Origin of the sequence: Halobacillus mangrovi, from assembly GCF_002097535.1 — a bacterium.
In the GTDB taxonomy this organism is placed as follows: Bacteria; Bacillota; Bacilli; order Bacillales; family Halobacillaceae; genus Halobacillus; species Halobacillus mangrovi_A.
Genome location: NZ_CP020772.1, coordinates 3,740,083 through 3,763,857, shown reverse-complemented (window position 1 = coordinate 3,763,857; position 23,775 = coordinate 3,740,083). Strand labels below are relative to the sequence as shown.

The following is a 23,775-nucleotide window of genomic DNA, read 5'->3' as shown; positions in this document are numbered from 1 at the left end:
CTACTCTGCTCATTTGACTATTAGGAACGGACGCATCATTTCATAATCTTCATGCTCAAAAATATGGCAATGCCATACATATAAACCTGTATAAGGACCAAAATGGACGATAATACGTGTGATTTCATTAGGATTGGCCCGAACCGTATCTTTCCACCCTCGTTCATTTAATTCTGGGAGCACACGCTTCCCGGTGAGGACAATTCTTCCTTCATTTTCATAGAAATCTGCATCGAACGGTTGGCGATCGATGATTTGAAAACGAACCAAATGAAGGTGGATGGGGTGCGTCACGTGAGACACATTAACAAGATTCCAGATTTCCGTACTGCCCCATTCAGGTGTTTCGGATAGGGGGTCTGACCAGAGCCTGTCGTCTAACAAGTGGATCTCTCGGCCGTAGGAGTCAGGTTTCATGCTAAGCTTTAATGTTCGCACGTGTTGAAAGTTGGACAGCTTTGGAACGGCATTGAGTTTAGCAGGAATGGAACTCTCATCGCGACAAGTAAGAGGAGAAACGACATGGAACTTCATCACGGATCCAGTTGTATCAGGTTCTGGAAGTTCACCATCTGGGAAGTCGGACTTTGCATCATTCTTCAGCACGATTGATTCACCATAACATCTGGAAAAATCGACAATAACGTCCGCCCTTTCTGCAGGTGCTAGGAGGAGAGAGGGGACTTTGATCGGTACCTCTAATAAGCCTTGATCTGTTCCAATCTGGACAAAAGGTAATCCATTTGAGAGGGATAATCGATAAAAACGGGAATTTGATGCGTTAAGTATTCTAAAGCGGTAACGTCTAGGTTCTATATTGTAATAAGGCCATACTTTTCCATTTACTAAAATCGTGTCACCGAAAAATTCGCCCACAATAGAAGGGTGCACCTCAGTCGGCTTGTCTGGTTGAGTGGGGTACAGGAGACTGCCATCCGGATAAAATGAACGATCTTGAATCAGGAGAGGAATATCATACGGATACTGGGGCAGATTCAAGCGGATTTCTTCTGGGTCATGAATGATATACATCCCCGCTAAACCTGCGTAGATATTTAAACGTGTGATTCCTAATGCATGATCGTGGTACCACAGCGTTGTACCATTTTGTTGATTGGGGTAAGTATAAATTCTGTTAGTAAAATGAGGACCCACTTGCTTAAAATCTCTCGTAAACCATGCTTCAGGATAGCCATCACTTGCCGAAGGGGTGACACCTCCGTGCAGGTGCACGACCGTTCGAACTTCGGGAACGTTTTTTCCTGCACCATGAACAGTGGGATCAATAGGAAGAAAATGTTTAGAGGGGAGTTGATTTTTCCATAAAACATGAATCGGTTGATTCTTTTGAACATGGAATGTAGGGCCTGGATAGTGCCCATTATATCCCCAGATCTTGGTTGGAGGGAGATCTCGATGCAGTTTCTCGTATGTTTCCCTCATCGTTACTTCATAAAAAGGGATACGATGTACATGCGCTTTTGGAAGAATAGTCTCCATAATGGGAAGTCGATCCACAAACTTTTCCAACATAAGCATTCCTCCTTTTTGCAGATGAAGTCCCTCCTTTATCCTATTGAACGGAGAACACTTTTAGTCTCTATCATGTTTTTAAGCTATTACCACAGCCAAGAGGCAGAGGTCATAGCGTCAGTTCACTGCTTCCTATGAAGTAGGATCTTTTTACTGAAAACGGCCCATTCGGTAAGGCAGTCTCCACTCAATAGCCTTGCATGAAAAGAAACATGTTACGATACCCTTAGGAAAACAGAGGAGGAACGTACTATGACGAGAAAGCTATTTTACGAAGACCCTTATAGAATAGAATTCAATTCTAAAGTTATAAAAATAGATCAAGATGAACGCGGGCCTTATGTGGTGTTGGAAGAGACTGCATTTTATCCGACGGGTGGCGGGCAGCCTCATGACACCGGCAAATTAAATGACATCGAAGTGGTCGATGTCGAAGAAGTCGAAGACGAAGTGCGCCATTATACAAAGGAGGAACTTCCAGAAGGTACGGGAGAATTACACGGATTCATTGATCAAGACCGACGCGTTGATCATATGCAGCAGCATTGTGGCCAGCACATCATTTCAGCTGTTTTTGATGACCAATACGACATTCCTACGACGAGCTTCCACTTAGGTAAAGAAGTAGTGACGATTGATTTAGATACGGAACAACTTTCTGAAGATCTTTTGCGAAAGGCTGAGGAACGGGTCAATGAAATTATTCGAGCCAATTATCCTGTAAAGACAAAGTGGATGACCGTTGAAGAAGCGAACGAGTATCCTCTTCGAAAACCACTTGCTGTTGAAGGGGATGTCCGCCTTGTCATGATTCCAGAGGTTGATTACAACGGATGCGGAGGAACACACCCTCCGTCCACTGGCGAGGTCATGGCTGCAAAGCTTCTAGGTTGGACGAAAAGCAAGAAACAAGTACGTCTGGAGTTTGCCTGTGGTTACCGGGTTCTGGATAAGCTCGGACAGAAACACCAAATTCTGACCGAAATGAAGCAGCTTGTTCCAAGGCCGGAAGAGCAGCTTGTAGAAGAAGTGGATCAATTGATCAAAGCCAGCAAGGAAAAAGATAAGAAAATTGCTGAGCTTGAAGAAGAATTACTGCAGTATGAAGCTCGTGAGATCATTTCTAGCACAGAAGGGGACAAAGTGATTCAGCGCGTCTTTAAGGGTCGTCCAATCAAGACGCTTCAGTCATTGGGAAAAGCAATCATCGAACATGCGCCCAATGCTTATCTTATCCTAGTCAGCGAACAGGAAGGTCAACTGCAATTTGTGCTTGCCCGTGGAGCAGATGTGGACCGAAATATGAATGAGGTTGCTAAACAAACGATGCCACTGATCGAAGGAAAAGGAGGAGGCAAACCTAACTTTGTTCAGGGGGGCGGCAAAAATTTGATTGACGGAGCTGCTTTCGCTAATCGAGTGAGCAAGCATTTGTAGTTTTTTAAAAGAAGTTTCCTATAGATGAAGTTTAAAGCCTGCCCCTCTGAATGTGGAAGGGGCAGGTTTTTATTGCTGAAATGTAAAACTATCAACCTAACCATTAAGAGATTCTATCTTTATTTGTGAACACTTTTGGTATTTTTATGAAAATTAAAGAATAAATTGTAAGAAGATGGTATGATGCTATCATAACCTATAAAACTAGAATGTTGTTTTTAAAAGCGTTTTATCAAATAAGAAGAGGTTGATGAAAAAGTGACCATGCAAGTGAAAGAAGGTTCAATTTTCGATCACACGGGAAACAAGATTATGGCGGAAGACCGTGAGATCGCGATTATCGCTAAAATGGAAGATCCTAAGATTGCTATTTTAGGAAATGTCGTAAGTGATGCAGAATGTGAGGAGCTGATTTGTCTTTCCAAAGACCGTTTGAACCGGTCGAAAATCGGATCACGGCATGAAGTGAGCGATATTCGGACAAGCAGCAGTACATTCCTGCCAGAGGACGATATTACGACGAGGATTGAAAAGCGACTTGCGCAAATCATGAATGTACCCGTAGAGCATGGAGAAGGAATTCACATCCTGAATTATAAACAAGGCCAGGAATATAAAGCCCATTACGATTATTTTAAATCAAAAGTCAAAGCAACGAACAACCCAAGGATCAGCACTCTTGTTCTTTACTTGAACGATGTCGAAGAGGGAGGGGAAACCTATTTTCCTCATATGAATCTATCTGTCTCACCTCATAAAGGTATGGGCGTGTATTTTGAATATTTTTATTCGGATCCTGCGATAAATGAACGGACGCTTCACGGCGGTTCCCCGGTTACTGCTGGAGAAAAGTGGGCAGCGACGATGTGGGTGCGGAGAAAACAGTACAGATAAGGTCGAATATGTAAAAGCCATGAGTTGGATAGAGAAATACTTTATAAGCACCTTCATTGTTATCCTGCGGATGACAATTGGAGGTGTTTTTCTAATGAATAGAAGAATCCCAGTCTAGTTCTCCTTCTACTCTTGCTTTCCTATTCATCTCATAGTACTCTTGGGGTCTATTGAAGGGAGTGGAGAGACCATGACAAGGGTGGTCATCTTAGCCGAAAAACCCTCTCAGGCAAAAGCTTATGCAGAGGCTTTTACGATTCAGGAAAAAACAAAAACGTATATTCAACTAAAGCCAGATGAAACTTTTCCGGATGGAGCGACAATTACATGGGGAGTCGGCCATCTGGTTGAATTAAAAGAACCTCATGACTATAAACCCGAGTGGAAGCGGTGGAAGCTTGAACAGCTTCCGATTGTGCCGGATCGGTTCCTTGAGAAAGTTTCAAAAGGGAAGTGGGAGCAGTTTCAGGCGGTGAAGAAGCTGTTTCAGCAAGCGGACGTAATCGTGAATGCGGCTGATGTCGATCGCGAAGGCTCGAATATTTTCTATAGTATTCTCCGTTTAACGGGTGTAAAAGGAAAACCTGTTCAACGGTTGTGGATCAATTCTCTCGAGAAAGATGAAGTGCGTAAAGGATTTAATCATTTACAAAGCAACGACAAGGACCTCAAGATGTTTGATGAAGCGAAAGCTCGTCAAATCAGTGATTGGATGGTAGGGATCAATGCGAGCCGTTTGTTTACGCTCCATTTGCAGAAAAAAGGGTTCAACAATCACTTGTCAATTGGACGGGTGCAGTCTCCGACTGTGTATTTAATCTACCAGCGTCACAAAGAAATTGAAAACTTCGTCTCAGAGCCTTTTTATCAGATTGAAGGCTTGTTCCAAGCGGAAAAGGGTTCCTATAAAGGACTTGCGAAGATTAAGGATAAAGATAAAGCGAAAGTACAAGCATTGATGGATCAACATGGATTGAAGGAAAATGAACCCTTACGTGGAATTGTTCAAAAAGTTGATAAAAAGACAAAGCACATGAAGTCACCGAAGCTGCATTCACTGTCCACCTTGCAGAGCGTGGCGAACAGACGTTGGAAATACACGCCTTCACAAGTTTTGAAGACAATGCAAAAACTCTATGAAAAGCGTTTGGTTTCCTATCCGAGGACAGACTGTAATTTTATAACAGAAAATGAGTTCGCCTACTTAGTAAAAAATTTAAATCAGTACCAGCAATCGATGAACGTTTCTTTTACACCGGTATCCTTAAAACCGAATAAGCGGTATGTGAACAACAGTAAAGTCCAGGAACACTACGCAATTATTCCAACAAAATCGGTGCCAAGTGAGAAGAAGCTGAATGGGCTGAGCCGGGATGAACAAAATATTTATAGAGAAGTACTCGCTACGACGCTTGCCATGTTCCACAGAGACTACGTGTATGAAGAAACAACGATTTACACACATGTTCACGACTTACCGTTTAAGTCCACGGGGAAACGAGAAGTTGACCGAGGCTGGAAAGAGCTGTTTCCAAAGCCGTCTAAAGCTAAGCAGGAAAAAGAAGCCTTCCTGCCAGAAGTCCAAAATGGCGAAGAGGTTGGCGCAAAGCTTCATATTAAGGAAAGCATGACGCAGCCGCCGAAGCCGTATACGGAAGGGCAGCTGATCACCATGATGAAAACGTGCGGGAAGCTCGTGGATGATGAAGAAGATGTGGAAATCCTAAAAGAAGTAGAGGGACTTGGCACAGAAGCCACCCGTTCGAGTATTATTGAAACCATTAAAACGCAAAACTATATAGAAGTGAAGAAAAATATTGTGTCGATTACAGACAAAGGGATTATGCTCTGTGAAGCGATTGAAGGTACGCTTTTATCAAGCCCGTCCATGACGGCCAAATGGGAATCGTATCTAAAGAAAATCGGCAATGGAGAAGGGTCTAAGCAAATGTTTATCAAACAGACCCATCAGTTTATTGATAAGCTCATTAAAGAAATGCCTGAATCGATTCAAAACGTTCAAGTTCGCAGTACTGGTGAGAAAAAAAGCTGGAACGACCCGATCGCCAAGTGTCCCGCCTGTCCGACGGGCGTGATTATGGATCGGTACAAATTTTATGGGTGCTCGGCTTATACAGAAGGATGTAAAGTGAGTTTTCCGAAGCGATTAGCCGGAAAAACGCTGTCGAAGAACATGATTAAAACGTTATGCGAGAAGAAGCGTACGAAGGTGTTAAAAGGATTTAAGGGAAAGAAAACGTTTAGTACGGCGTTAATGCTCGATCAAGATTATAAGATTAAATTTGATTTTAATAAGAAAACTTGAAAGGTATAGTTTCCTTTTTCCTCTGCGTCCATTTTTGTAACTGAGTCCACACCCTTTCCTAATAAACAAAAGAGGTCAACCCTCGCCAATGGATTGACCTCTCCTCTAAAAAGTAGGGCTTAAGGTTCGCCTGAGCATTTAACTCCTATTAGTTTTCAACAGATGCCAGCATACCTGACCTTAAATCGCTATCATTGACATTTCCAATTAAAGAAATTCGGTTATTCTTATTCAAGTGAATGTTTCCTGTAACCATAGCGCTGTCAGTTTTTCCTTCTTTGCTGTATTCCACTCTAACGTGGAAGGTGTAAGTGGAAGCATCGTTCTTTTCAATCTGATCTTTTGCAATTTGGATATCTGCTGGTTTCAGTTCATACCCATATCGCTGTGCCATTCCTAGCCATTCAAGAGCATGACCTACATTTACAAATTCCGGGTAATCCCCTTTAGCAACAAGAGGTTTATAACGGTCGTCAATATACGACTTTAATACTGAACGGTCACGGTTGGATCCATCTGCATAAAATTTCTCGTAAGCTTGGCTTAACTCTTTCGTCGGCCCTGTGAATTCATTTTCCAAATAAGTGAGGATGGTTTCTTTGTCTTTCGAAACAGCACCTTCATCCTCTTCGGAAGTAACGGAAGAGGATTCTTCTCCACCGCCATCAGAGGTGTCAGAAGACGAATCTGAACATCCAGCAACTAAAAGTACGACTGAAGCTATAACTACGAACCGTAAGAACGTTCGATTCAAAGCAAAAAGTCCTCCTAGGTGTTACCTGTCTAGGTAAATGGTTTCACCCTAAGGATAAATCCTATACTTTTCATATTCAAATCCTATACTTTTCATATTCAAATCCTACTTTTTTCCTCTAAGGAAACGTAAGGATTCAAACGTTTTATGCTCGTTGTTCGTTAGTAATAGGAGAAGAAAGAACTGTGCTCTTGCTGTTATGACTAATAAAGGATAAAATAACTGTCATTGGTTTGGTGAAAATCACAACGTGAAGGTCACGAACTCTCTGGTTTAAGATAATAAAATCAAAATCGATTTTGAAAAGAAACTTTGAAAAAAGAGGCACTTTCACTCTCCAGCTTTACATTTATATTTAAAATTACAAGCATACAAGAATGAAGCGCAGTAGAAAGTGGAAAAGCTATAAAATCGACGGAAAGACTCAGTCTCGTTTTTTTCACTGTAATGTACTATTATTGGAGGTTCATATATGGATAATAATGATATATTAATTAGATTAAGATACGCCCTGGATATCAAAGATCAAGATATGATCGAAATTTTTAAACTCGGCGGCGTAGATCTAACAAGAGAAGAATTGTCAAAGCTGCTTACCCGATCAGATGACTTTGAAGATGAGGACAGTGAAGAGCATTTGAAATGCACAAACAGCACGTTAGAGTCCTTTTTAAATGGCTTCATCACGTTTGAACGAGGCCCCCAAGAACCAAAACCTGGTCAGCCGAATAAACCGGACCGTTCAATTAAGAATCAATCCAGTGTGAATAACGTCATGTTAAAAAAAGTGAAAATCGCATTAAAGTTAACCAGTGAGGATATTATCGATATTCTAGGTGAAGCAGGCGTTAAGATAACGAAAGGGGAAGTAAGTGCGTTATTAAGAAAAGAAGGGCACAAAAATTACAAACAGTTTGGGGATCAATACGCTAGAAATTTCTTAAAAGGATTAACGATTAAATATAGAGGATAAGACAGTGGATCGAGAAAATATCATCATATAAAAAAACAGATCTCATGACATAAGAATGGGCGATCTTCTTTATGTCTTGGATCTGTTTTTTCTACTCCAAATGCTCCGTTCCCTTTTCTTTACCATCGATAAGCCCCAGGGCACGTGCCACCCTGTGGTTCGTAATAACAATGCTCTTTAAATTGTCCGGTAAATGGCTGACCGTACCATGTAGATGGACATTGACCATACGGGTTAAAATACCAAAGCGCATACTTGGACGGATGTTGTCTCCAGTAGTTTAAATTTTGTCTGGCTAATCTTTTTTCCGCACTTCTTGCACGGTTATAAAAGACGTTCCCTTTTTGTACGGCCTCAAAAGAAAAGTTCCCTCCTTGAACTTGAAAAATAACATCTCGTATTGATGTTAAACCTTTAAAATCTAAACAATCCGCTTTTCGCCGATTTACAATAACATTGCCGACCATAAGCATCCCTAATTTTCCTTCGCCTTCTGCTTCAGCCCTCATCATTCTTGCCATTAAAGCAACATCTTTTTCCGTATATTTTACTCTTGGCACTGATCATCACCTCTAAAGAGATTGTATGAAAAAAGCCAGCAAAAATGCTTCCATAATATCCTCCAACACCACTTTGCTTCCATATTTATAACTAATGACTATATACATTATGGATAAACTAACAAAATATTACCTTCAAAGTACGAGGACAGGAGGGTCTAAATGATTTTTGGCAGCCATGTGTCGATTAAAGACGGTTATTTAGGAGCGGCAAAACAAGCAGCCTCTCTTAACGCTGGTGCGTTTCAATACTTTCCGAAGAATCCAAGGAGTTTATCGGTCAAATCGTTTGATAAAGAGGATGCGAATATGTGCAAGGAATACTGTACGGAAAAGGGGATCGTATCTGTAGCCCATACGCCGTACCCTACAACGTTAACTCCCGCTGATGATAAGAAAAAAGAGCAAGTCATCGATTCTCTTTTGAGCGATCTAGAAATTGCTGAAGCCTGCGGTTCCCTTGGGGTAGTAGTCCATTTTGGGAAAAATATATTCAGGGATGATCCACTTGCCAGTTATCGATTAATGTTAGAGATACTGAATTACGTGCTCAGTCAGTGGGAGGGGAACTGTAAGATCCTACTGGAAAATATGGCGGGAAAGCCGGGAACGATGGGGACAACTTTGGAAGAACTCGTGCAACTCCGGAAATTATGTGACTATCCAGAAAAGATCGGTTACTGCCTTGATACGTGCCATGCATTTGCAAGCGGGCTATGGAACGGGGATAATTGGAAGCAATTATTACATAAAGGCGTAGAACTAGGTTACTTTGAGCATTTAGTCGTTTTCCATCTCAACAATTCTAAATACGACACAGGCAGTGGAAAAGACAGGCATGCGAATATTTTTAATGCTGGCTATATAAAGGAAGAACAATTTTCTCAGGTAATGGAATCAAGCCTAATAGAAAATATCCCATTTATTTTAGAAACTCCAAAAGAAAAAGTCTCCCATGAAAAAGAAATTCAACAATTGCAAAAGAGGTGGGGATAGCTAAAAGCCATTTGTTTTGCCGATAACTGAGCTTGGCCAATGAAATAAGTACGTGAATTGGAGTTCGTATAGTAACTGTAAAGAACGTGAGAGACATCCTACTTCCTACTAGTAAGGAGGTAGTCTTTTAAGTTGTTCTTCATCTGATTAGTAGAATATGGTCATGGATTTTTTTCTTTCGACTTCACTAACGGGAGAGGTTAATTAGCCCTTTTTCTATCAGGGCTACTCTTGTTGGAGGAGCGAATAAAGTATAGAATAGCTATCAACGATGTGGTAAAGGAAAGAGAGTGAATGCAATGAATAGAATTGGTGTCTTAACAAGCGGAGAAGACGCTCCAGGAATGAATGCAGCTATACGTGCTGTTGTAAGATCAGGCTTATATCATGATATAGAGATGGTTGGGGTTAAATATGGATTCCAGGGATTGTTAAACGAATCTGCTGAGAAGTTGGATGCGGCGTCTGTAGGTTCTATCCTGCAGCGAGGAGGGACCGTACTGCAATCTTACATAACTGAAGAAATCTCTAAAGAGGCAGGCCAAAAAAAAGCCATTGAAAACCTGAAAAAGTTAAAAATAGACGCTCTTATTGTCATTGGGGGAAGAGATGCGTTACATGTAACCCAATCTTTAGCCAGTAGAGGCTTTCCGTGTATCGGCATTCCTGCCACGATTGACAATGATATCCCAGGTATAGAGGAAACAATAGGTTTTGACACAGCTTTAAACACGGTCATTGATTACATTGATCGCATTCGTGATACAGCTTCATCGCATGAAAAAACATCGATCGTTGAAGTTGCTGGGAAGGATACAGGGAATTTAGCTCTATACTCTGGACTAGCTGGTGGGGCTGAAAGTATAGTCATTCCTGAAAAGAAAGAGGATGTAGAGAGTATTGTTGAACAGATAAAAAGGGGGAGCGGAAATAGATACAGCATTATTGTCGTAGCAGAAGGAAGTGTGTCTGGAATCGATCTCAACGCCAAATTGAAAGAAGAGGCAGGAATCGAATCACGAGTGACTGTGCTAGGGCATACGCAGCGAGGGGGAGCGCCTACAGCAAGGGATCGAGTTTTAGCTAGTCGATTAGGGGCGTATGCGATAGACTTACTGATGAATAATGAAACAGGAAAATTAGTAGGGATTAAAAATAATCAGCCTGTGAACTTTGACTTCGATGAGATCTTCTCGCAAGAGCCTCGGATCGATGAAAGAATGTATTATTTGTCCGGAAGATTGTCATCATAAAGAGTTGAAGGAAAAGAAAAAGATATATTCCATTTTTAAAAGGGGTTGGAGCTAAATGAAAAAATATAGCTCCAACCCCTTTCCAATGGCTAGCTATGAAGTGACTGAAACCCGTTCATGAGTCGCTTGATAGGCGTGAGCGGCTTGCAATACAGTCTCATCTTCTCCTATTCGGCCGACGAGCATCATTCCGACAGGCAGCCCTTCCGATTTTCCACAAGGGACGTTCATCGCCGGGTGTCCTGTTAAATTAAATGGTGCAGTGTTTGGAATCTTCTCGAGGGCACGCATAATAACTTCATCCTTTTGCGCATCAGGTGAAGGAATTTTTGTCGGTTTCATTGGAGTAGTTGGCAGGACAAGAATATCATACGTTTCCAGTGCCTCATCATAAGCAGCTTTTAATTTTCTAACAAGGTTTTGGGCGATCGCGTAATACTTCCCATTATAGTGATTTTGCATATACTCACCGAGTAAAACCGTCATTTTTACAGTTTCGGAAAATTCATCGGCCTTTGTCTTTTTCGCTTTTCCATATGCATCTAGAAGCCTTGTGCTATAATGCCCCTTCCAATTGGTGCCCATTCCGTTTTCTTTGACCATGCTGGACGTTAATCCTTCTGTGCCTACAACATTCCAAATATGAATTCCGTCACGATGCATAGGGATAGAAACTTCTTCAACCGTTGCCCCGGCATCTGTTAAGGATTGAGCGGCTTGGTTAACGAAGAGATCTACATCTTCTTCAGAAAGTCCTTCCCAGTTAAATCCTTCGGTTAAAACACCAATCTTAAGACCTTGAGCATTCCCTTTCAGTGCTTCAGAGTATGGTTTTGGTTCTAACCCTGATTGTCTTGGATCAAGGTTGTCCGGTCCTGCGATAACTTCAAGTAATAAGGCGACATCTTCAACACTTCTAGCGATGGGACCTGTATGATCAATGGTTTGTTCGATTGGAAAAATTCCCGTGTAAGGAACCAGTCCAAACGTAGGTTTTAATCCATATACTCCGCACCATGAGCTCGGCATTCGAATCGAGCCTCCTTGATCCCCTCCAATGGCCATATCTACTTCTCCCGCAGCAACGAGTGCAGCACTTCCGCTAGAGGATCCGCCTGTTGAACGTCTGGGATCATGTGGGTTTAAAACCGGTCCAGTGGCTGAAGTGTGACTCCCACCTGAAAGACAAAAGTCCTCACAGACTGCTTTTCCAACAATTTCACCACCCTCATCCAGAATCCTTGTTACAATGGTCGCGTCTTCATCTGGCACAAATCCTTCCAGCATGGATGATCCGTTCATCATTGGAACTCCTGAAAGACTGATATTATCTTTTAAGACGATTTTTTTGCCTGCTAACTTTCCAGAAGCATTTCCCTTGATCGATGTTTTCCAGTACCAGGCATTGTATTCATTTTCTTCAGGGGATGGGCGATATCCAGGTGTTCTAGGGTACTTGACAGGGAGTGTTGGTTCAACTAATTGACTTAATCGATTGTAAGACTGGATGGGTCCGTCCATTAACTGTTGGTAGGTCTTTAGATCCTCTGTCGTCATGTTCATGTTAAAACTCTCAGCGATTTCCAATAACTGTTCAATCGTAGGTTTTCTTACCGTCATTCCAATTCCTCCTTGAAGATGATCGATTTACTTTTTCTCTACAAAGCTTTCAACAGGACAAAAAATGGATCTTAGTAGTAAAACCTTGATGTGTGATTTATGTGGAGATCTGAGGAGTCTACTTAATAGGAGAAGCCATTTCAAGAGGGCTAATCACTAGAATACTTTTCCAATTTAAATATATAGGTAAATGAAGATTACCGTCAACAATGAATTTTGAAAATTCTGTAAAATTATTGTTGAACCCTGTCATCTAGAAGAATGAGTTTTTTTAAGATAGAGTAAAGGTTTAGTTTAAGGCAGACGAACTCTATATAAATCTATTTTTGAATATGTTCACGGGGACATGATAAGGGCAATAACGGGTATCGTATTATGATACTTTCTAAATGAAGAGCATGGAACAACTCTTACGGTTAAATTAAACAAGACTCAACCTACTGACCTGGTTCCTGCAAGCGGTCAGTGGTTTCTAATCGGGAAGAATTTCAGGAATGGCAATCGGTACGTAACCGCTAAATTAAATGAGGCGATCATTAGCGGATGAAAGGGGCACATTTATTTGACTTCCGTAATTGAAACCGATGTACTGATCATTGGAGCAGGACCAGCAGGGCTTATGGCAGCCAATGAGTTACAGAAAAGAGACGTGGATTATCTCTGTTTAGAGAAAAGAACGGGACCTTCTGAGCTTTCGAAAGCACTTGGAATCCAGGCAAGAACACTTGAAATGTTTGAACTCTTAGGTGTTCATCAATCGTTTTTGAGACGAGGCTATCCGGGTCCCGGTTCCAAACTGCATTTAGGTGGAGAAAATCCATCTTTGGTAGAGCTGTATCATATTGAAAGCAGATATCCATATCTCCTCATCATTCCTCAAAGTGAAACGGAGAAGATATTAGAGGAGCATTTATCTGCTTTAGGGGGAGAGGTCAGCCGGAAGCATGAAGTTGTGGAAGTGATAGAAGCGGACAGAGGTGTGTATGTCAATGCTATGCATGACGGGGAGCTTAAGAAGTATTTTGCCAAGTACTTGTTAGCGTGCGATGGGGCACATAGTAAGGTTCGCCAGGATTTGGACGTTACCTTTGAAGGAGAGGATGAAGGGTATACATTTTTCTTAGGAGATGTCGACGTTCCATCATTAAACGAGATTTATATTAACATGCATCTGAACGATCGGGGGGCCGTTGCCTTTTTCCCATACAAAGACGGCAGTTACCGTGTCGTGGGGCTGGATCGTGCCAAACAGGGCCTCCCTCACAAAGATGAACTGACTCTTGATGAATTACAAGAAAGTCTGAACACGATTTTGTCCGAACCTTATCAAGTTAAAAACCCTAAATGGCTTTCGTACTTTGGCACAGCTCATAGACAGGTGCCCAATTACCGAAAAGGCCGCGTGTTTTTCATTGGGGATGCAGCTCACATCCACAATCCTATTGGTGGACAGGGGATGAACCTTGGACTCGAGGATGCGGCAAACCTTGGATGGAAGCTGGATGCGGTGCTTAAGGGTCATGCGAATGACTCCTTTTTGGACAGTTATCATTTTGAGCGATCTCCAATCGGAATGGATGTACTCAAAGAAACCGCCCGGATGCTTAAGATCATTGATTTACAAGGCGCACAAGGGAAAGTACGGAACTGGACAGGGAAGGCGGCGTTAACCCAAGATTGGGTTCAAAAAAAGATTGCTCACCACCTATCTCATATTTATAACGAATATGAAGATACGTCCCGTAATAAGGAGTTACTAGATTCTTCTCTATCGAAAGAAGCAATTCAATCAGGAAAGCGTGTCCCTGACCATCTCTTATTCTTTGATGGAACCAACGACAAAAGTGTGTATCCATTGATTCGCAGGCATGGGTACATTTGCTTTATCTATATCGATGCCCAGGACGATGCTCTTATTAATCATGCCTATACTTTTTCAAGAATGGCCCGGGAGAACTACCCTGATCTTCTGAAGATCTTCCTTGTCGCAAAAGGAGGGACGGTTCTGACCAAAGGAAAAGAACTTCCAATTATTTACGATGTGCACAGACATCTGGAGAAGAAGCTGGGCATGGAAAAAGGGAGTACTCTCCTCATTCGTCCTGATGGTCACGTAGCCTTTCATGCCATGTCTTCAGAACCTGAACAGACAATGACAAAATTAAAGCGATTCTTAAGCTAGGAGACAAAAAGAGCTGCCAAGACCAGTTTAATCTGATTTTGGCAGCTTTTTGCGTTTACTTGCTTAATCCATCTTTAATCGTCTTAATATTCCATTCCATCATGTCAATGTACGTATCTCCGTCTTCCCCTGGCTCGGCTAGAGAATCTGTAAACACTTTCCCTCTAATAGGGACATCCGTTTCTGCAGAGACAGCTTCCATGCTTCGTGCATCAATACTCGTTTCTAAAAATAGACCTGTCAGTTCTTTTTCATTAATGATATCAACAATTCTCGTGATTTGATTTGGAGTTCCCTGATTTTCCTGGTTAATTTCCCAGATGTATTCGGCCTGGAATCCATAGGCGTCACTGAAGTATTTGAAAGCTCCTTCACTTGTCACAAGTACACGTTTTTCTTCAGGAATTTCTTTGAATTGCTTTACAGCTTTGTCATGCAATTTTTGTAGTTTCTCAATATACTTCTCGGCATTTTCTTCATACACTTCTTTGTTTTCAGGATCTACTTTGATCAGTCCATCTCTAGCGTTTTCCGCATATTTAATGCCGTTACGGATATCTAGCCAGGCGTGAGGGTCCTCTTCTCCTTCATTACCTTTTGAAGTTAAATACATTGCTTCGACTCCTTCACTCATTAGGAAAACAGGAGCATCCTCACCATCTTTTCCGGCCGTTTCCATTAGTTTGTTAAACCATGAATTACCTGCCTCAAGATTTAAGCCGTTATAGAAAACAGCGTCCGCATCGGTTGTTTTTTGTACATCTTCCGGTAGTGGATCATATTCGTGCGGGTTCGATCCGATTGGCGCCAAGCTATGGATATTGACTAAATCTCCGCCCACATTTTTTACGATGTCGTAAACAATGGAGTAGGTGGTAACGACTTGAACTTTTCCATCATCCTCTTGGGAATTTCCGTTAGCTTCTTGCCCACCGCAAGCGGCTAACATCATAAGGGTAAAAAGAGTTGTTGCTAAAAGTAAAAATTTCTTCATTCGATTGTCCTCCTAAAATATATGATCAATTTAAAATTAAATAAGTGAAGCTCTTTTCTTTCTGACTTTTAACATTTTCCATAGCAATCCGTGCTTCGGAGAGAATAGGAAAATGAGAACGAATATGGCCGTAGCTGAAATAACGATCGTTGCTCCAGAAGCCAGATTGTAAGTAAAACTAAAGTATAGGCCGACAACGGAGGAAATGACTCCGATTCCTGCTGCAAGAAAGATCATGATCCACAAACGATCAGTTAAAAGGTAGGCAGCAGCAGCTGGAGTGATGAGCATTGCTACAACCAATACAATTCCAACGGTTTGCAGGGAAGCGACCGTCACCATTGTCAACAAAGTCATTAGGAAATAGTGGATCAAACGGACAGGCAAACCGTAAGCAGCGCCCATCGTTTCATCAAATGATGTAACCAGTAGTTCTTTATAAAAGAGGTAGACAGCTGCTAGAACAAATAGACCGATTCCTAGAGTAATCCACATATCCGATGATCGAACCGCCAGAACGTTACCAAAAAGAATATGGTATAAATCCGTACTGCTTTTCAGCATCGTTATGATAATGATCCCCGCCGCGAAGGCTGCTGTGAACATAATCCCTATGGATGTATCGTGTTTGATCCGACTGTTTTGACTGACAAATCCTATCGCAATAGCTGTCAGGACACCACTGAAAACAGCACCGAAGAAAAAGTTAATGCCGAGCATATACGAAATAGCGACTCCGGGTAATACCGCATGAGAAATCGCATCTCCCATAAGTGCCATTCCTCTGAGGATAATAAAACAGCCGATGACTCCACAGATGATCCCTACCATAACGGAGGTTAATAACGCTTTCTGTAAAAATCCATACTGCATAACTGCTTCAATAAAAGCCATAATCTACACTCCCATCTCTTTCATAAAAGCAAACTGTCCTTTATAAGCTCTTTCGATGATATCGGTTTGGAATACTTCACTGACCGCTCCGTAGCTGATCAGCTCTTTGTTCAACAAGATAAGCTGATTAAAGTAATCATTTGCTTTACTTAAGTCGTGGTGTACAACAATGACCGTCTTTCCTTGCCAGCACAGTTCTTTTAAGATTTTGACAATCGTTTCTTCACTAGAAACATCCACCCCGACAAAAGGTTCATCAAGGAAAAATAATTCAGCGTTCTGTGCCAGGGCACGGGCGAGAAAGACACGCTGCTGTTGGCCGCCTGACAGTTGACCGATTTGTCTTTTGCTGAAGTCCTCCATACCAACGCGCTTAAGACATTCCATTGCCCATTCTTTGTCACTTTTCTTAGGTCGTCTGAACAGTTTTAGGCTAGGATAAGTACCTAGAAGAACAGCATCCAATACTGTAATAGGAAAATCCCAGTCAATATCATTTCGCTGGGGCACATAGGCAATCTTTTTTCGTACTTCTTTAACGGTTTTACCTAGTACTTTGACATCACCTTTATCCCTCGGAATAAGATTCAGCATTGCTTTTAAAAACGTTGATTTTCCAGCACCGTTGGGCCCGATGATTCCAACCAGGTTGCCGGGTTCGACAGATAAACTCACACCTTTCACTGCTTCGTTTCCATAGTAGGAAACATGCAGATCTTTAATGGAGATAGCGTTATGATTCATGATTCATCCTCCTTTATAGAAACCTCAATCATCTAATTAGGTCTTATTCATGTATTTGGCTTGATTACATGAAAATTTGAAAAGAACATATAATTTTCCTTAAACCAACTTTCAGGGTAAAAAAATTTCCTGTTTCACTATATGGGCCTTAACCGAAAAAGTTGACAAATTGTTGATCACCGAAAAAGTTTCCTTAATGCAAAATATATAGATTAAGCCATAAAAAGTCAACCATATTAGTTGAAAATATGTGAAATAAACAAAAAGTACAGCCAATCAGCGTGTATAATTAGAATTTTCCGAATATTAATTGACCGCTGTTCTGATTATTGGTAGAATAATTGCAACAATTAAAAATTTGTCAAATAACTGTCAAATCTACTTGACTCTACTGTGAAAAGGTAGAGCAATTCGCTAGATAGGAAACCAGTTATATGAACAGGACGAGTATGCTTTTGCAGCTTGTGCTGTGCATATTTCTGGTTTTTTTATTACCAGTAGACACAAAAGAGGGTTAAATCACTTCTATTAATACTTCCGCCAATACGAAGCGTACATTCAAATATTTTTTCAGCTTACGCAGTAGCGGAACTTACATAAAAGATGCACATCCGAAAGGGCTACATGAACAGATGAAGGAGGAGATAGGTGTGACAGGGGCAGATTTGATCTTTATCAATGGTATTGTCCTGACGATGGATGATCACTTTCCCAAAGCAAGAGCCGTAGTTGTGAAAGATAGGACGGTTTTGTACGTAGGAGAGGAAGACAAAGCCTTAACTTGGGAAGGGAGCTCTACCAAAGTAATTGACTTAGATAGAAAAACGCTCATGCCTAGTTTTATTGAAAGTCATATCCATCCTTCTATTTATGGATTATCGTTACTGGAAGTAGATTGCAAGCCTGATACGACACCGTCGATCAAGGTGCTGTTAGAAAAGGTAAGAGAGCAAGTATCCCACACTCCTGAAGGACAATGGATTATTGGTTGGGGATGGGATGACAGCAAACTAGCGGAGAAGCGTAATCCTACACGGTGGGAACTAGACGAAATGGCTCCTCATCACCCTGTCGTTTTGAAGCGCACCTGTGCGCATATGGCTGTTGCGAATTCAAAAGCTTTAGAGTTGAGTGGGATATCCGAGGATACTCCAAACCCTAAAGGAGGCAATATTGAAAAGGATAAAAGCGGAAAATTGACAGGGCTGATGCAGGAAAAAGCTCAAGGGTTACTAGCAACTCCTAAATATGACTTAGAGGACATGGTCAAAGGCATGGAACTTGCCCAAAAGCAGTTTGCCAAATGGGGAATTACCACGGTTCATGATATGTCTACACAAACGAATGATTTGCAGCTATACCAGGTGCTGCAAGAAAAGGAAGAATTAAAGGTCAGAATTAGGCCATGGATGTGGGCGATTGACCAAAATGGTTTTGAAGGTACATATAACGAAGTATTAACGGTAGGACTCAGAAGTGGTTTCGGTAACGACATGCTTAAAATTCAGGGCTTAAAGTTCATGCTGGATGGCAGTGTAGGTGGAAGAACCGCAGCTGTTTCACAACCTTATGCAGGAACAGAGGAAACGGGGATTCTCTATAACGATGTTGATGAGATCTACCCATTAATGGAAAAAGGAATCCAATCTGGGCTGCGCATTGCGATTCATGCTATTGGAGACAGAGCAATTGATACGGCGATCGATGCTTTCTTAAAGATCAATGAAATGACAGATGTGACTTCGATGAGAAACCGAATTGAACATTGTGTGATGCCGACGGTTGATCATCTCCAACACATGAAAGAGTTAAAGTTGTTGGCTGCCTCTTCTGTCGGATTTCTTTACCATATTGGAGACAATTATTTTGATAAGTTAGGAAAAGATCGAATGGCAAACAGTTTTCCTCATCGATCATTCAAGGAGTTTGGGGTCGTCGCTCTTGGAAATTCAGATCTTCCCATTAATGATGCCAATCCTTGGCTGGGCATATACGGTGCGGTGACGAGAAAAACATCGAGTGGACAAGTTCTTGGTGAGAATCAGAGGATATCGGTTTGGGAAGCGTTGAAAGCTTATACGACAGATGCGGCTTATAGTTCTTTTGAAGAAGAGTCACTCGGAATCATTAAACCAGGTGCAAAAGCAGATTTGATGATTGTATCCGATAACCCTCTTGATCTAGAGGTTGAAAAAATAGTAGATATGAAAGTTTTACAAACATTCTTAGATGGAGAATTGATTTACAGTGAATCCGACTCACATCTCTACGAATATACGGGAGGGAAAAATAATGTTTAGTGACCAGCAGCAACTCATTCTAATTTCCATAGTGGTAGTCTATTTTATCTTTTTGTTCGGTCTATCCTTATATATGAACCGAAGTGTTAAAACCTACGAGGATTATAACGTTGCAGGGCGTTCAAGTAAGCTGATGCCTCTCATTCTAACCTTCGTAGGAACAGCAATCGGGGGATCCATTTTACTAGGATATATGACAAATGGTTATCGATTTGGTATGGGTCAACAATGGCTGGCCATTGGTTTTACTTTGACCTCGATTGTGATAGCTATATTCTTACTGAAGCGAATCAGATTACTGGGTGAAAAATATAACATGGTCACCCTTGGAGACTTTACCGCTATGCGATATGGGGAAGGGGCAAGAGTTCCGACTGTCATTAGTATCCTGGTTGCCTACTGTGCAATTACGGGAATGCAATTTGTAGCCATTGCCACAATCCTCAATCTAACAGCCGGAATCAGCATCACTACCGGCATACTCATTGGCTGGGCCCTGCTTACATTGAAAACGTATTTTGGCGGTCTCAAATCCGTTCTTCTACAGGATGCAATCCATGGGACTATCCAGACAGTTGGGATTTTTATCTTGTTTGTTGTTGTTCTGTCTATGTCTGGAGACTGGGGTGCAATCGCGGATCGAGCTCAAGGTACAGGTGGCGGAAACATGCTGAGCGTATTTAATATCAGCCCGGGTGAATTCTTCGTTTATTTGCTCACTATTGGAGCCTACCAGTTTGTGAGACAGGATCTATGGCAGCGGTTCTGGGCTGCGAAAGATCTTAAAACGGCTAAAACAGGCTTTTGGAGTGCGATTGTTCTAGGGTTTTTGACCGCTGCAATTATTATCGTCATTGGAGTTCTAAGCAGATTTGGTTTACAAATGACGGACATTGATCCATCTCTTATTTATTACGAAGTGATTGGGGCCGTTTTACCATTCCCAATGGTCATAGTGATGCTCATCGCTCTGTTAGCGACGGTCATTTCATGTGCTGACTCTTTCTTTTTAGCGGCAGCTTCCTCGATCGTCAATGACATTATTAAACCAAGAGTGGGAGACGTTAGTGACAAGAAAATGCTCACTTATAGTCGTGGTTCTGTTGTAATCGTATCGATTATTTCAGCACTTTTAGCTCTTTATATTCCTCAGTTGGTGACGCTTTGGATTACAGGAAGTGCGATGTTAGTTTCAGGGCTGTTAGCGCCTGTATTGTTTGGACTATTTTGGAATCGAGTGACCAAAACAGCAGGAATTGCGTCTATGTGGACCGGTTTAGCCATTTCTGTGTTTTGGCAAATTGCCGGTCACCCATTTGGTCTTCACCCTGTATTTATCGGGTTACCTGTTTCAATCATTACCCTTTTAGTGGTGACTCTGCTTACCAAACAAGAAAGTCATGTAATGTTTGAGGAATTAAAGAAAACTGTTTAGAGAGTGATGGTCAGTAACTAAATTTGATGAAAATAAGAATAAGTGAGCGTGTGAGCCCAAGATATTTATTAAGAGCTTCACAGGTATAAAGAGAGGAAAAACTAACTTTTAACTGACGTTTTCGTGTGAATGTATCGAAAACGTCGGATTTTCTTTTTTAAAGTTAAAATGCTATTAAAGTAAAGGAGGGATTGGGATGGAATACATAGAAACAGTCCGTCAATACATTGAAAACCACCGAAATGACTATACGACACTGTTACAGGAGATGGTGCAGCAGCCAAGCACTGCTGGAAATGAACGAGGTATCCAAAACCTGATCGCAGATCGTTTAGAGCAGCTAGGACTTCAAGTAGACAAATGGCAACTAGATTATGACATGTTATCCAAACATGAAGCCTTCTGCGCTTCTCGTAATGATTTTGAAGGAAGTGAAAATGTTGTAGGAACACTAAAGGGTTCGGGAAACGGGAGGTCCATTATTCTGAATGGTCATGTGGATGTTGTGCCAGAAGGAGATTTGGAGCAATGGGAGGATGAACCTTTTTCTGGAACGGTAAAGGGTGATCAGTTGTTTGGACGTGGGGCTACCGATATGAAAGGCGGCAACCTCGCTTCTCTTGTCGCCATTGAGGCTATAAAAGCAAGCGGCATTCAATTAAAAGGGGACATCCTATACCAAAGTGTTGTAGAAGAAGAAAGCGGCGGTTCTGGCACATTGGCGGCTATCGAGCGCGGATACCGTGCAGATGCAGCGTTAATTCCTGAGCCGACGAATATGCGTATGTTTCCTAAACAGCAAGGTTCGATTTGGTTTAGAGTCTTCATACATGGAAAGTCTGCACATGGCGGGACGCGCTATAAAGGGGTTAGTGCCATTGCAAAATCAAATGTGGTGTATGAACAAATTCTTTTCTTGGAAAAGGAACGGAATGAGGGGGTAACGGATCCTTTGTATAAAAGCAATCCAATCCCCATCCCTATAAATATTGGACGGATTGAGGGAGGAAACTGGCCATCTTCTGTGCCTGATCAAGTAGTTCTTGAAGGGCGGATGGGCATTGCCCCTGGCGAATCAATTGAAAAAGCTAAAAAAGAATTTGAAAATCATTTAGCTAAGTTAAGTGAAATAGATGAGTGGTTTGCGAAAGCCCCTGTCAAAGTGGAGTGGTTTGGTGCACGCTGGCTTCCTGGGGAAATTGACGAAGACCATGATTTTATGAAAACCATTCGTCAGGCTTATGAAAATTACAAAGGGAAAGCACCCCAAATCGAAGCCTCTCCCTGGGGAACAGATGGCGGACTGCTGACCCAGCTGGCAGATATTCCAGTCGTGGTCTTTGGCCCAGGGGAGACGAACATGGCTCATTATCCAAATGAATACATTGATCTCAACCACATGTTTGATACAGCTGCTATTATTGCGGAAACATTAATCCTATGGTGTGGGGTGGAACAATAAAGGGCAAGTGTCAGGAAAAAGAAAGTAGAATAGAAAGTGAAAGGGAATGGAGGGTATTAAATGAATGAATGGTGCGAGTTAGATAAAAAACACTTTATACATCCAACCTCTTCAATTCAGCAACAGCAAGAGAAGGGGCCAAAGGTGATTATGGAGAGTGGGGAAGGCATTTACCTTAAGGACATACATGGGAAAACGTACATGGATGCCATGTCCTCCTTATGGAATGTCCACATTGGTCATGGCCGAGAGGAATTAGCGATTGCAGCTGCTGAGCAAATGAAAACATTAGCCTTTAGCTCTGCTTTTTCTACATTTAGTCACAAACCCGGGATAAAACTGGCTGAGAAGATCGCTTCCTTAGCGCCGGAAAATTTAAATGCCGTTTTCTTTACTTCAGGCGGGTCTGAATCGAATGATACAGCGATTAAGCTCGTCCATCATTACTGGCGAATTCAAAACCGGCCGAACCGGAGAAAGATCATTGCTTTGAAGCGGTCTTACCATGGGGTAGCAGCCGCGTCTACAAGCGCTACGGGTATCCCTGAGTTCTGGGATATGGCAGGGACAACGATCGAGGGCTTCTCTCATGCGGCGTCCACCTATAGAAGCAATACGGAAAGTGCAATCTCTGCTTTACGTGAAAAAATTGAAGCAGAAGGTCCAGAAACTGTAGGTGCTTTCATAGCTGAGCCCGTTCAAGGGGCTGGAGGGGTATTAATACCGCCTGAGGGTTATTTTAAAGAAATAAGAAACTTGTGTGACGAATACGGAATCTTATTTGTAGCGGATGAAGTGATCACAGGATTCGGCAGGACAGGGAGAATGTTTGGCATTGAAAATTGGAACACGGTTCCCGACATGATTACGTTTGCGAAAGGCGTAACAAGTGGGTATGCCCCGCTTGGAGGCGTGCTCGTATCAGACGCGATTCATGAGGTATTCAAATTGAAATCCAAAGGAACGTTATTTCATGGGTTTACCTACAGCGGACACCCAACAGCTGCAGCCGTAGCCTTAAAAAACCTCGATATCATTGAATCTGAAGGGCTTGTCGATCACTCTCATCGTATGGGCAAGAAACTCCTAAAAGGATTTAAAAAACTTAAAGATGAAATCAATATTGTAGGTGATGTACGTGCTGTAGGGCTTTTGGGTGCAGTCGAGCTCGTGAAAAACTCAGAAACGAATGAAAAATTCCCACAAGACTTGAAGGTTGCCCCAAGAGTTATTGAAGCCTTACATGAGCGTGGAGTGATTTGTAGAGCAGTTACTTATGAAGGGATCGACATTATCTGCTTTGCCCCGCCGTTAATCATAAATGAGGGTCAGATCGATGAACTGCTCACTAAATTAGAAGAGTCAATTTTGGAAGTGAAAAATGATTTGGTCGTTAGATGATGAAAAATTTATCAAGG

Annotated in this window: 18 protein-coding genes; 11 read left to right on the top strand and 7 right to left on the bottom strand. The window is 41.8% G+C overall.

Features of this window, described 5'->3' with window-relative positions; all coding sequences use genetic code 11:
• Window positions 1-9 precede the first annotated feature (9 nt).
• Entirely contained in the window at window positions 10-1,539 is a 1,530-nt protein-coding gene (locus HM131_RS18780) for a multicopper oxidase family protein (RefSeq protein WP_232324822.1), read from the bottom strand.
• Window positions 1,540-1,785: 246 nt separating this feature from the next.
• Between HM131_RS18780 and HM131_RS18775 the strand changes: the two genes are divergently transcribed.
• From HM131_RS18775 to HM131_RS18765, 3 genes are all read left to right on the top strand, one after another.
• A complete protein-coding gene (locus HM131_RS18775) occupies window positions 1,786-2,970 on the top strand; it encodes an alanyl-tRNA editing protein (protein ID WP_085031218.1) in 1,185 nt (394 codons plus the stop codon).
• A 264-nt stretch (window positions 2,971-3,234) separates the two neighbouring features.
• Window positions 3,235-3,864, top strand: a complete 630-nt coding sequence (locus HM131_RS18770) for a 2OG-Fe(II) oxygenase (RefSeq protein ID WP_085032118.1) — start codon at window positions 3,235-3,237, stop codon at window positions 3,862-3,864.
• A gap of 190 nt (window positions 3,865-4,054) precedes the next feature.
• Window positions 4,055-6,190 (top strand): type IA DNA topoisomerase, encoded by a 2,136-nt coding sequence (locus HM131_RS18765; protein WP_085031217.1) that lies wholly within the window; start codon window positions 4,055-4,057, stop codon window positions 6,188-6,190.
• A 148-nt stretch (window positions 6,191-6,338) separates the two neighbouring features.
• Here HM131_RS18765 and HM131_RS18760 read toward each other — a convergent pair whose 3' ends face one another.
• Window positions 6,339-6,944 (bottom strand): hypothetical protein, encoded by a 606-nt coding sequence (locus HM131_RS18760; RefSeq protein ID WP_085031216.1) that lies wholly within the window; start codon window positions 6,942-6,944, stop codon window positions 6,339-6,341.
• Window positions 6,945-7,416: 472 nt separating this feature from the next.
• Between HM131_RS18760 and HM131_RS18755 the strand changes: the two genes are divergently transcribed.
• Window positions 7,417-7,917 (top strand): YehS family protein, encoded by a 501-nt coding sequence (locus HM131_RS18755; protein ID WP_085031215.1) that lies wholly within the window; start codon window positions 7,417-7,419, stop codon window positions 7,915-7,917.
• Between the two features lie 119 nt (window positions 7,918-8,036).
• Here HM131_RS18755 and HM131_RS18750 read toward each other — a convergent pair whose 3' ends face one another.
• Window positions 8,037-8,477 (bottom strand): cell wall hydrolase, encoded by a 441-nt coding sequence (locus tag HM131_RS18750; protein WP_085031214.1) that lies wholly within the window; start codon window positions 8,475-8,477, stop codon window positions 8,037-8,039.
• A gap of 162 nt (window positions 8,478-8,639) precedes the next feature.
• Here HM131_RS18750 and HM131_RS18745 point away from each other — a divergent pair, with 162 nt between their 5' ends.
• Window positions 8,640-9,473, top strand: a complete 834-nt coding sequence (locus HM131_RS18745; RefSeq protein WP_085031213.1) for a deoxyribonuclease IV — start codon at window positions 8,640-8,642, stop codon at window positions 9,471-9,473.
• A 299-nt stretch (window positions 9,474-9,772) separates the two neighbouring features.
• A complete protein-coding gene (locus HM131_RS18740; protein ID WP_085031212.1) occupies window positions 9,773-10,726 on the top strand; it encodes an ATP-dependent 6-phosphofructokinase in 954 nt (317 codons plus the stop codon).
• Window positions 10,727-10,819: 93 nt separating this feature from the next.
• Here HM131_RS18740 and HM131_RS18735 read toward each other — a convergent pair whose 3' ends face one another.
• A complete protein-coding gene (locus tag HM131_RS18735; protein WP_085031211.1) occupies window positions 10,820-12,346 on the bottom strand; it encodes an amidase in 1,527 nt (508 codons plus the stop codon).
• 562 nt (window positions 12,347-12,908) lie between these two features.
• Here HM131_RS18735 and HM131_RS18730 point away from each other — a divergent pair.
• Window positions 12,909-14,528: an FAD-dependent monooxygenase gene (locus HM131_RS18730; RefSeq protein ID WP_085031210.1), complete on the top strand. Its 1,620-nt coding sequence runs from the start codon at window positions 12,909-12,911 to the stop codon at window positions 14,526-14,528.
• 55 nt (window positions 14,529-14,583) lie between these two features.
• On the opposite strand, the gene HM131_RS18725 is transcribed toward HM131_RS18730, so the two are convergent.
• Genes HM131_RS18725 through HM131_RS18715 form a run of 3 tightly spaced genes read right to left on the bottom strand, consistent with a single transcriptional unit; the run spans window position 14,584 to window position 17,160 of the window.
• On the bottom strand, window positions 14,584-15,522 hold the full coding sequence (locus tag HM131_RS18725; protein WP_085031209.1) for a metal ABC transporter solute-binding protein, Zn/Mn family: 939 nt from the start codon (window positions 15,520-15,522) through the stop codon (window positions 14,584-14,586).
• 36 nt (window positions 15,523-15,558) lie between these two features.
• Window positions 15,559-16,416, bottom strand: a complete 858-nt coding sequence (locus HM131_RS18720; RefSeq protein WP_085031208.1) for a metal ABC transporter permease — start codon at window positions 16,414-16,416, stop codon at window positions 15,559-15,561.
• Window positions 16,417-16,419: 3 nt separating this feature from the next.
• Complete coding sequence (locus HM131_RS18715) at window positions 16,420-17,160, bottom strand: metal ABC transporter ATP-binding protein (protein WP_085031207.1); 741 nt, start codon at window positions 17,158-17,160, stop codon at window positions 16,420-16,422.
• Between the two features lie 650 nt (window positions 17,161-17,810).
• On the opposite strand from HM131_RS18715, the gene HM131_RS18710 reads away from it, so the two are divergent.
• From HM131_RS18710 to HM131_RS18695, 4 genes are all read left to right on the top strand, one after another.
• On the top strand, window positions 17,811-19,460 hold the full coding sequence (locus HM131_RS18710) for an amidohydrolase (protein ID WP_198162683.1): 1,650 nt from the start codon (window positions 17,811-17,813) through the stop codon (window positions 19,458-19,460).
• Window positions 19,453-20,895, top strand: coding sequence for a sodium:solute symporter family protein (locus HM131_RS18705; RefSeq protein ID WP_085031205.1), 1,443 nt, complete (start codon window positions 19,453-19,455; stop codon window positions 20,893-20,895). The genes HM131_RS18710 and HM131_RS18705 overlap by 8 nt, the downstream gene beginning before the upstream one ends.
• 196 nt (window positions 20,896-21,091) lie before the next feature.
• Window positions 21,092-22,357 carry a peptidase gene (locus HM131_RS18700; protein WP_085031204.1) on the top strand — a complete coding sequence of 422 codons (1,266 nt, stop codon included), beginning with the start codon at window positions 21,092-21,094 and terminating at the stop codon, window positions 22,355-22,357.
• A 60-nt stretch (window positions 22,358-22,417) separates the two neighbouring features.
• Complete coding sequence (locus HM131_RS18695; RefSeq protein WP_085031203.1) at window positions 22,418-23,758, top strand: aminotransferase family protein; 1,341 nt, start codon at window positions 22,418-22,420, stop codon at window positions 23,756-23,758.
• The last annotated feature ends 17 nt before the right edge of the window (window positions 23,759-23,775 follow it).

Excerpts from the sequence above, each read along its gene's own strand:
- HM131_RS18780 (WP_232324822.1), bottom strand. The coding sequence starts at position 1,539 with ATGCTTATGTTGGAAAAGTTTGTGGATCGACTTCCCATTATGGAGACT.
- HM131_RS18775 (WP_085031218.1), top strand. The coding sequence starts at position 1,786 with ATGACGAGAAAGCTATTTTACGAAGACCCTTATAGAATAGAATTCAAT.
- HM131_RS18770 (WP_085032118.1), top strand. The coding sequence starts at position 3,235 with ATGCAAGTGAAAGAAGGTTCAATTTTCGATCACACGGGAAACAAGATT.
- HM131_RS18765 (WP_085031217.1), top strand. The coding sequence starts at position 4,055 with ATGACAAGGGTGGTCATCTTAGCCGAAAAACCCTCTCAGGCAAAAGCT.
- HM131_RS18755 (WP_085031215.1), top strand. The coding sequence starts at position 7,417 with ATGGATAATAATGATATATTAATTAGATTAAGATACGCCCTGGATATC.
- HM131_RS18745 (WP_085031213.1), top strand. The coding sequence starts at position 8,640 with ATGATTTTTGGCAGCCATGTGTCGATTAAAGACGGTTATTTAGGAGCG.
- HM131_RS18740 (WP_085031212.1), top strand. The coding sequence starts at position 9,773 with ATGAATAGAATTGGTGTCTTAACAAGCGGAGAAGACGCTCCAGGAATG.
- HM131_RS18735 (WP_085031211.1), bottom strand. The coding sequence starts at position 12,346 with ATGACGGTAAGAAAACCTACGATTGAACAGTTATTGGAAATCGCTGAG.
- HM131_RS18725 (WP_085031209.1), bottom strand. The coding sequence starts at position 15,522 with ATGAAGAAATTTTTACTTTTAGCAACAACTCTTTTTACCCTTATGATG.
- HM131_RS18720 (WP_085031208.1), bottom strand. The coding sequence starts at position 16,416 with ATGGCTTTTATTGAAGCAGTTATGCAGTATGGATTTTTACAGAAAGCG.
- HM131_RS18715 (WP_085031207.1), bottom strand. The coding sequence starts at position 17,160 with ATGAATCATAACGCTATCTCCATTAAAGATCTGCATGTTTCCTACTAT.
- HM131_RS18705 (WP_085031205.1), top strand. The coding sequence starts at position 19,453 with ATGTTTAGTGACCAGCAGCAACTCATTCTAATTTCCATAGTGGTAGTC.
- HM131_RS18700 (WP_085031204.1), top strand. The coding sequence starts at position 21,092 with ATGGAATACATAGAAACAGTCCGTCAATACATTGAAAACCACCGAAAT.
- HM131_RS18695 (WP_085031203.1), top strand. The coding sequence starts at position 22,418 with ATGAATGAATGGTGCGAGTTAGATAAAAAACACTTTATACATCCAACC.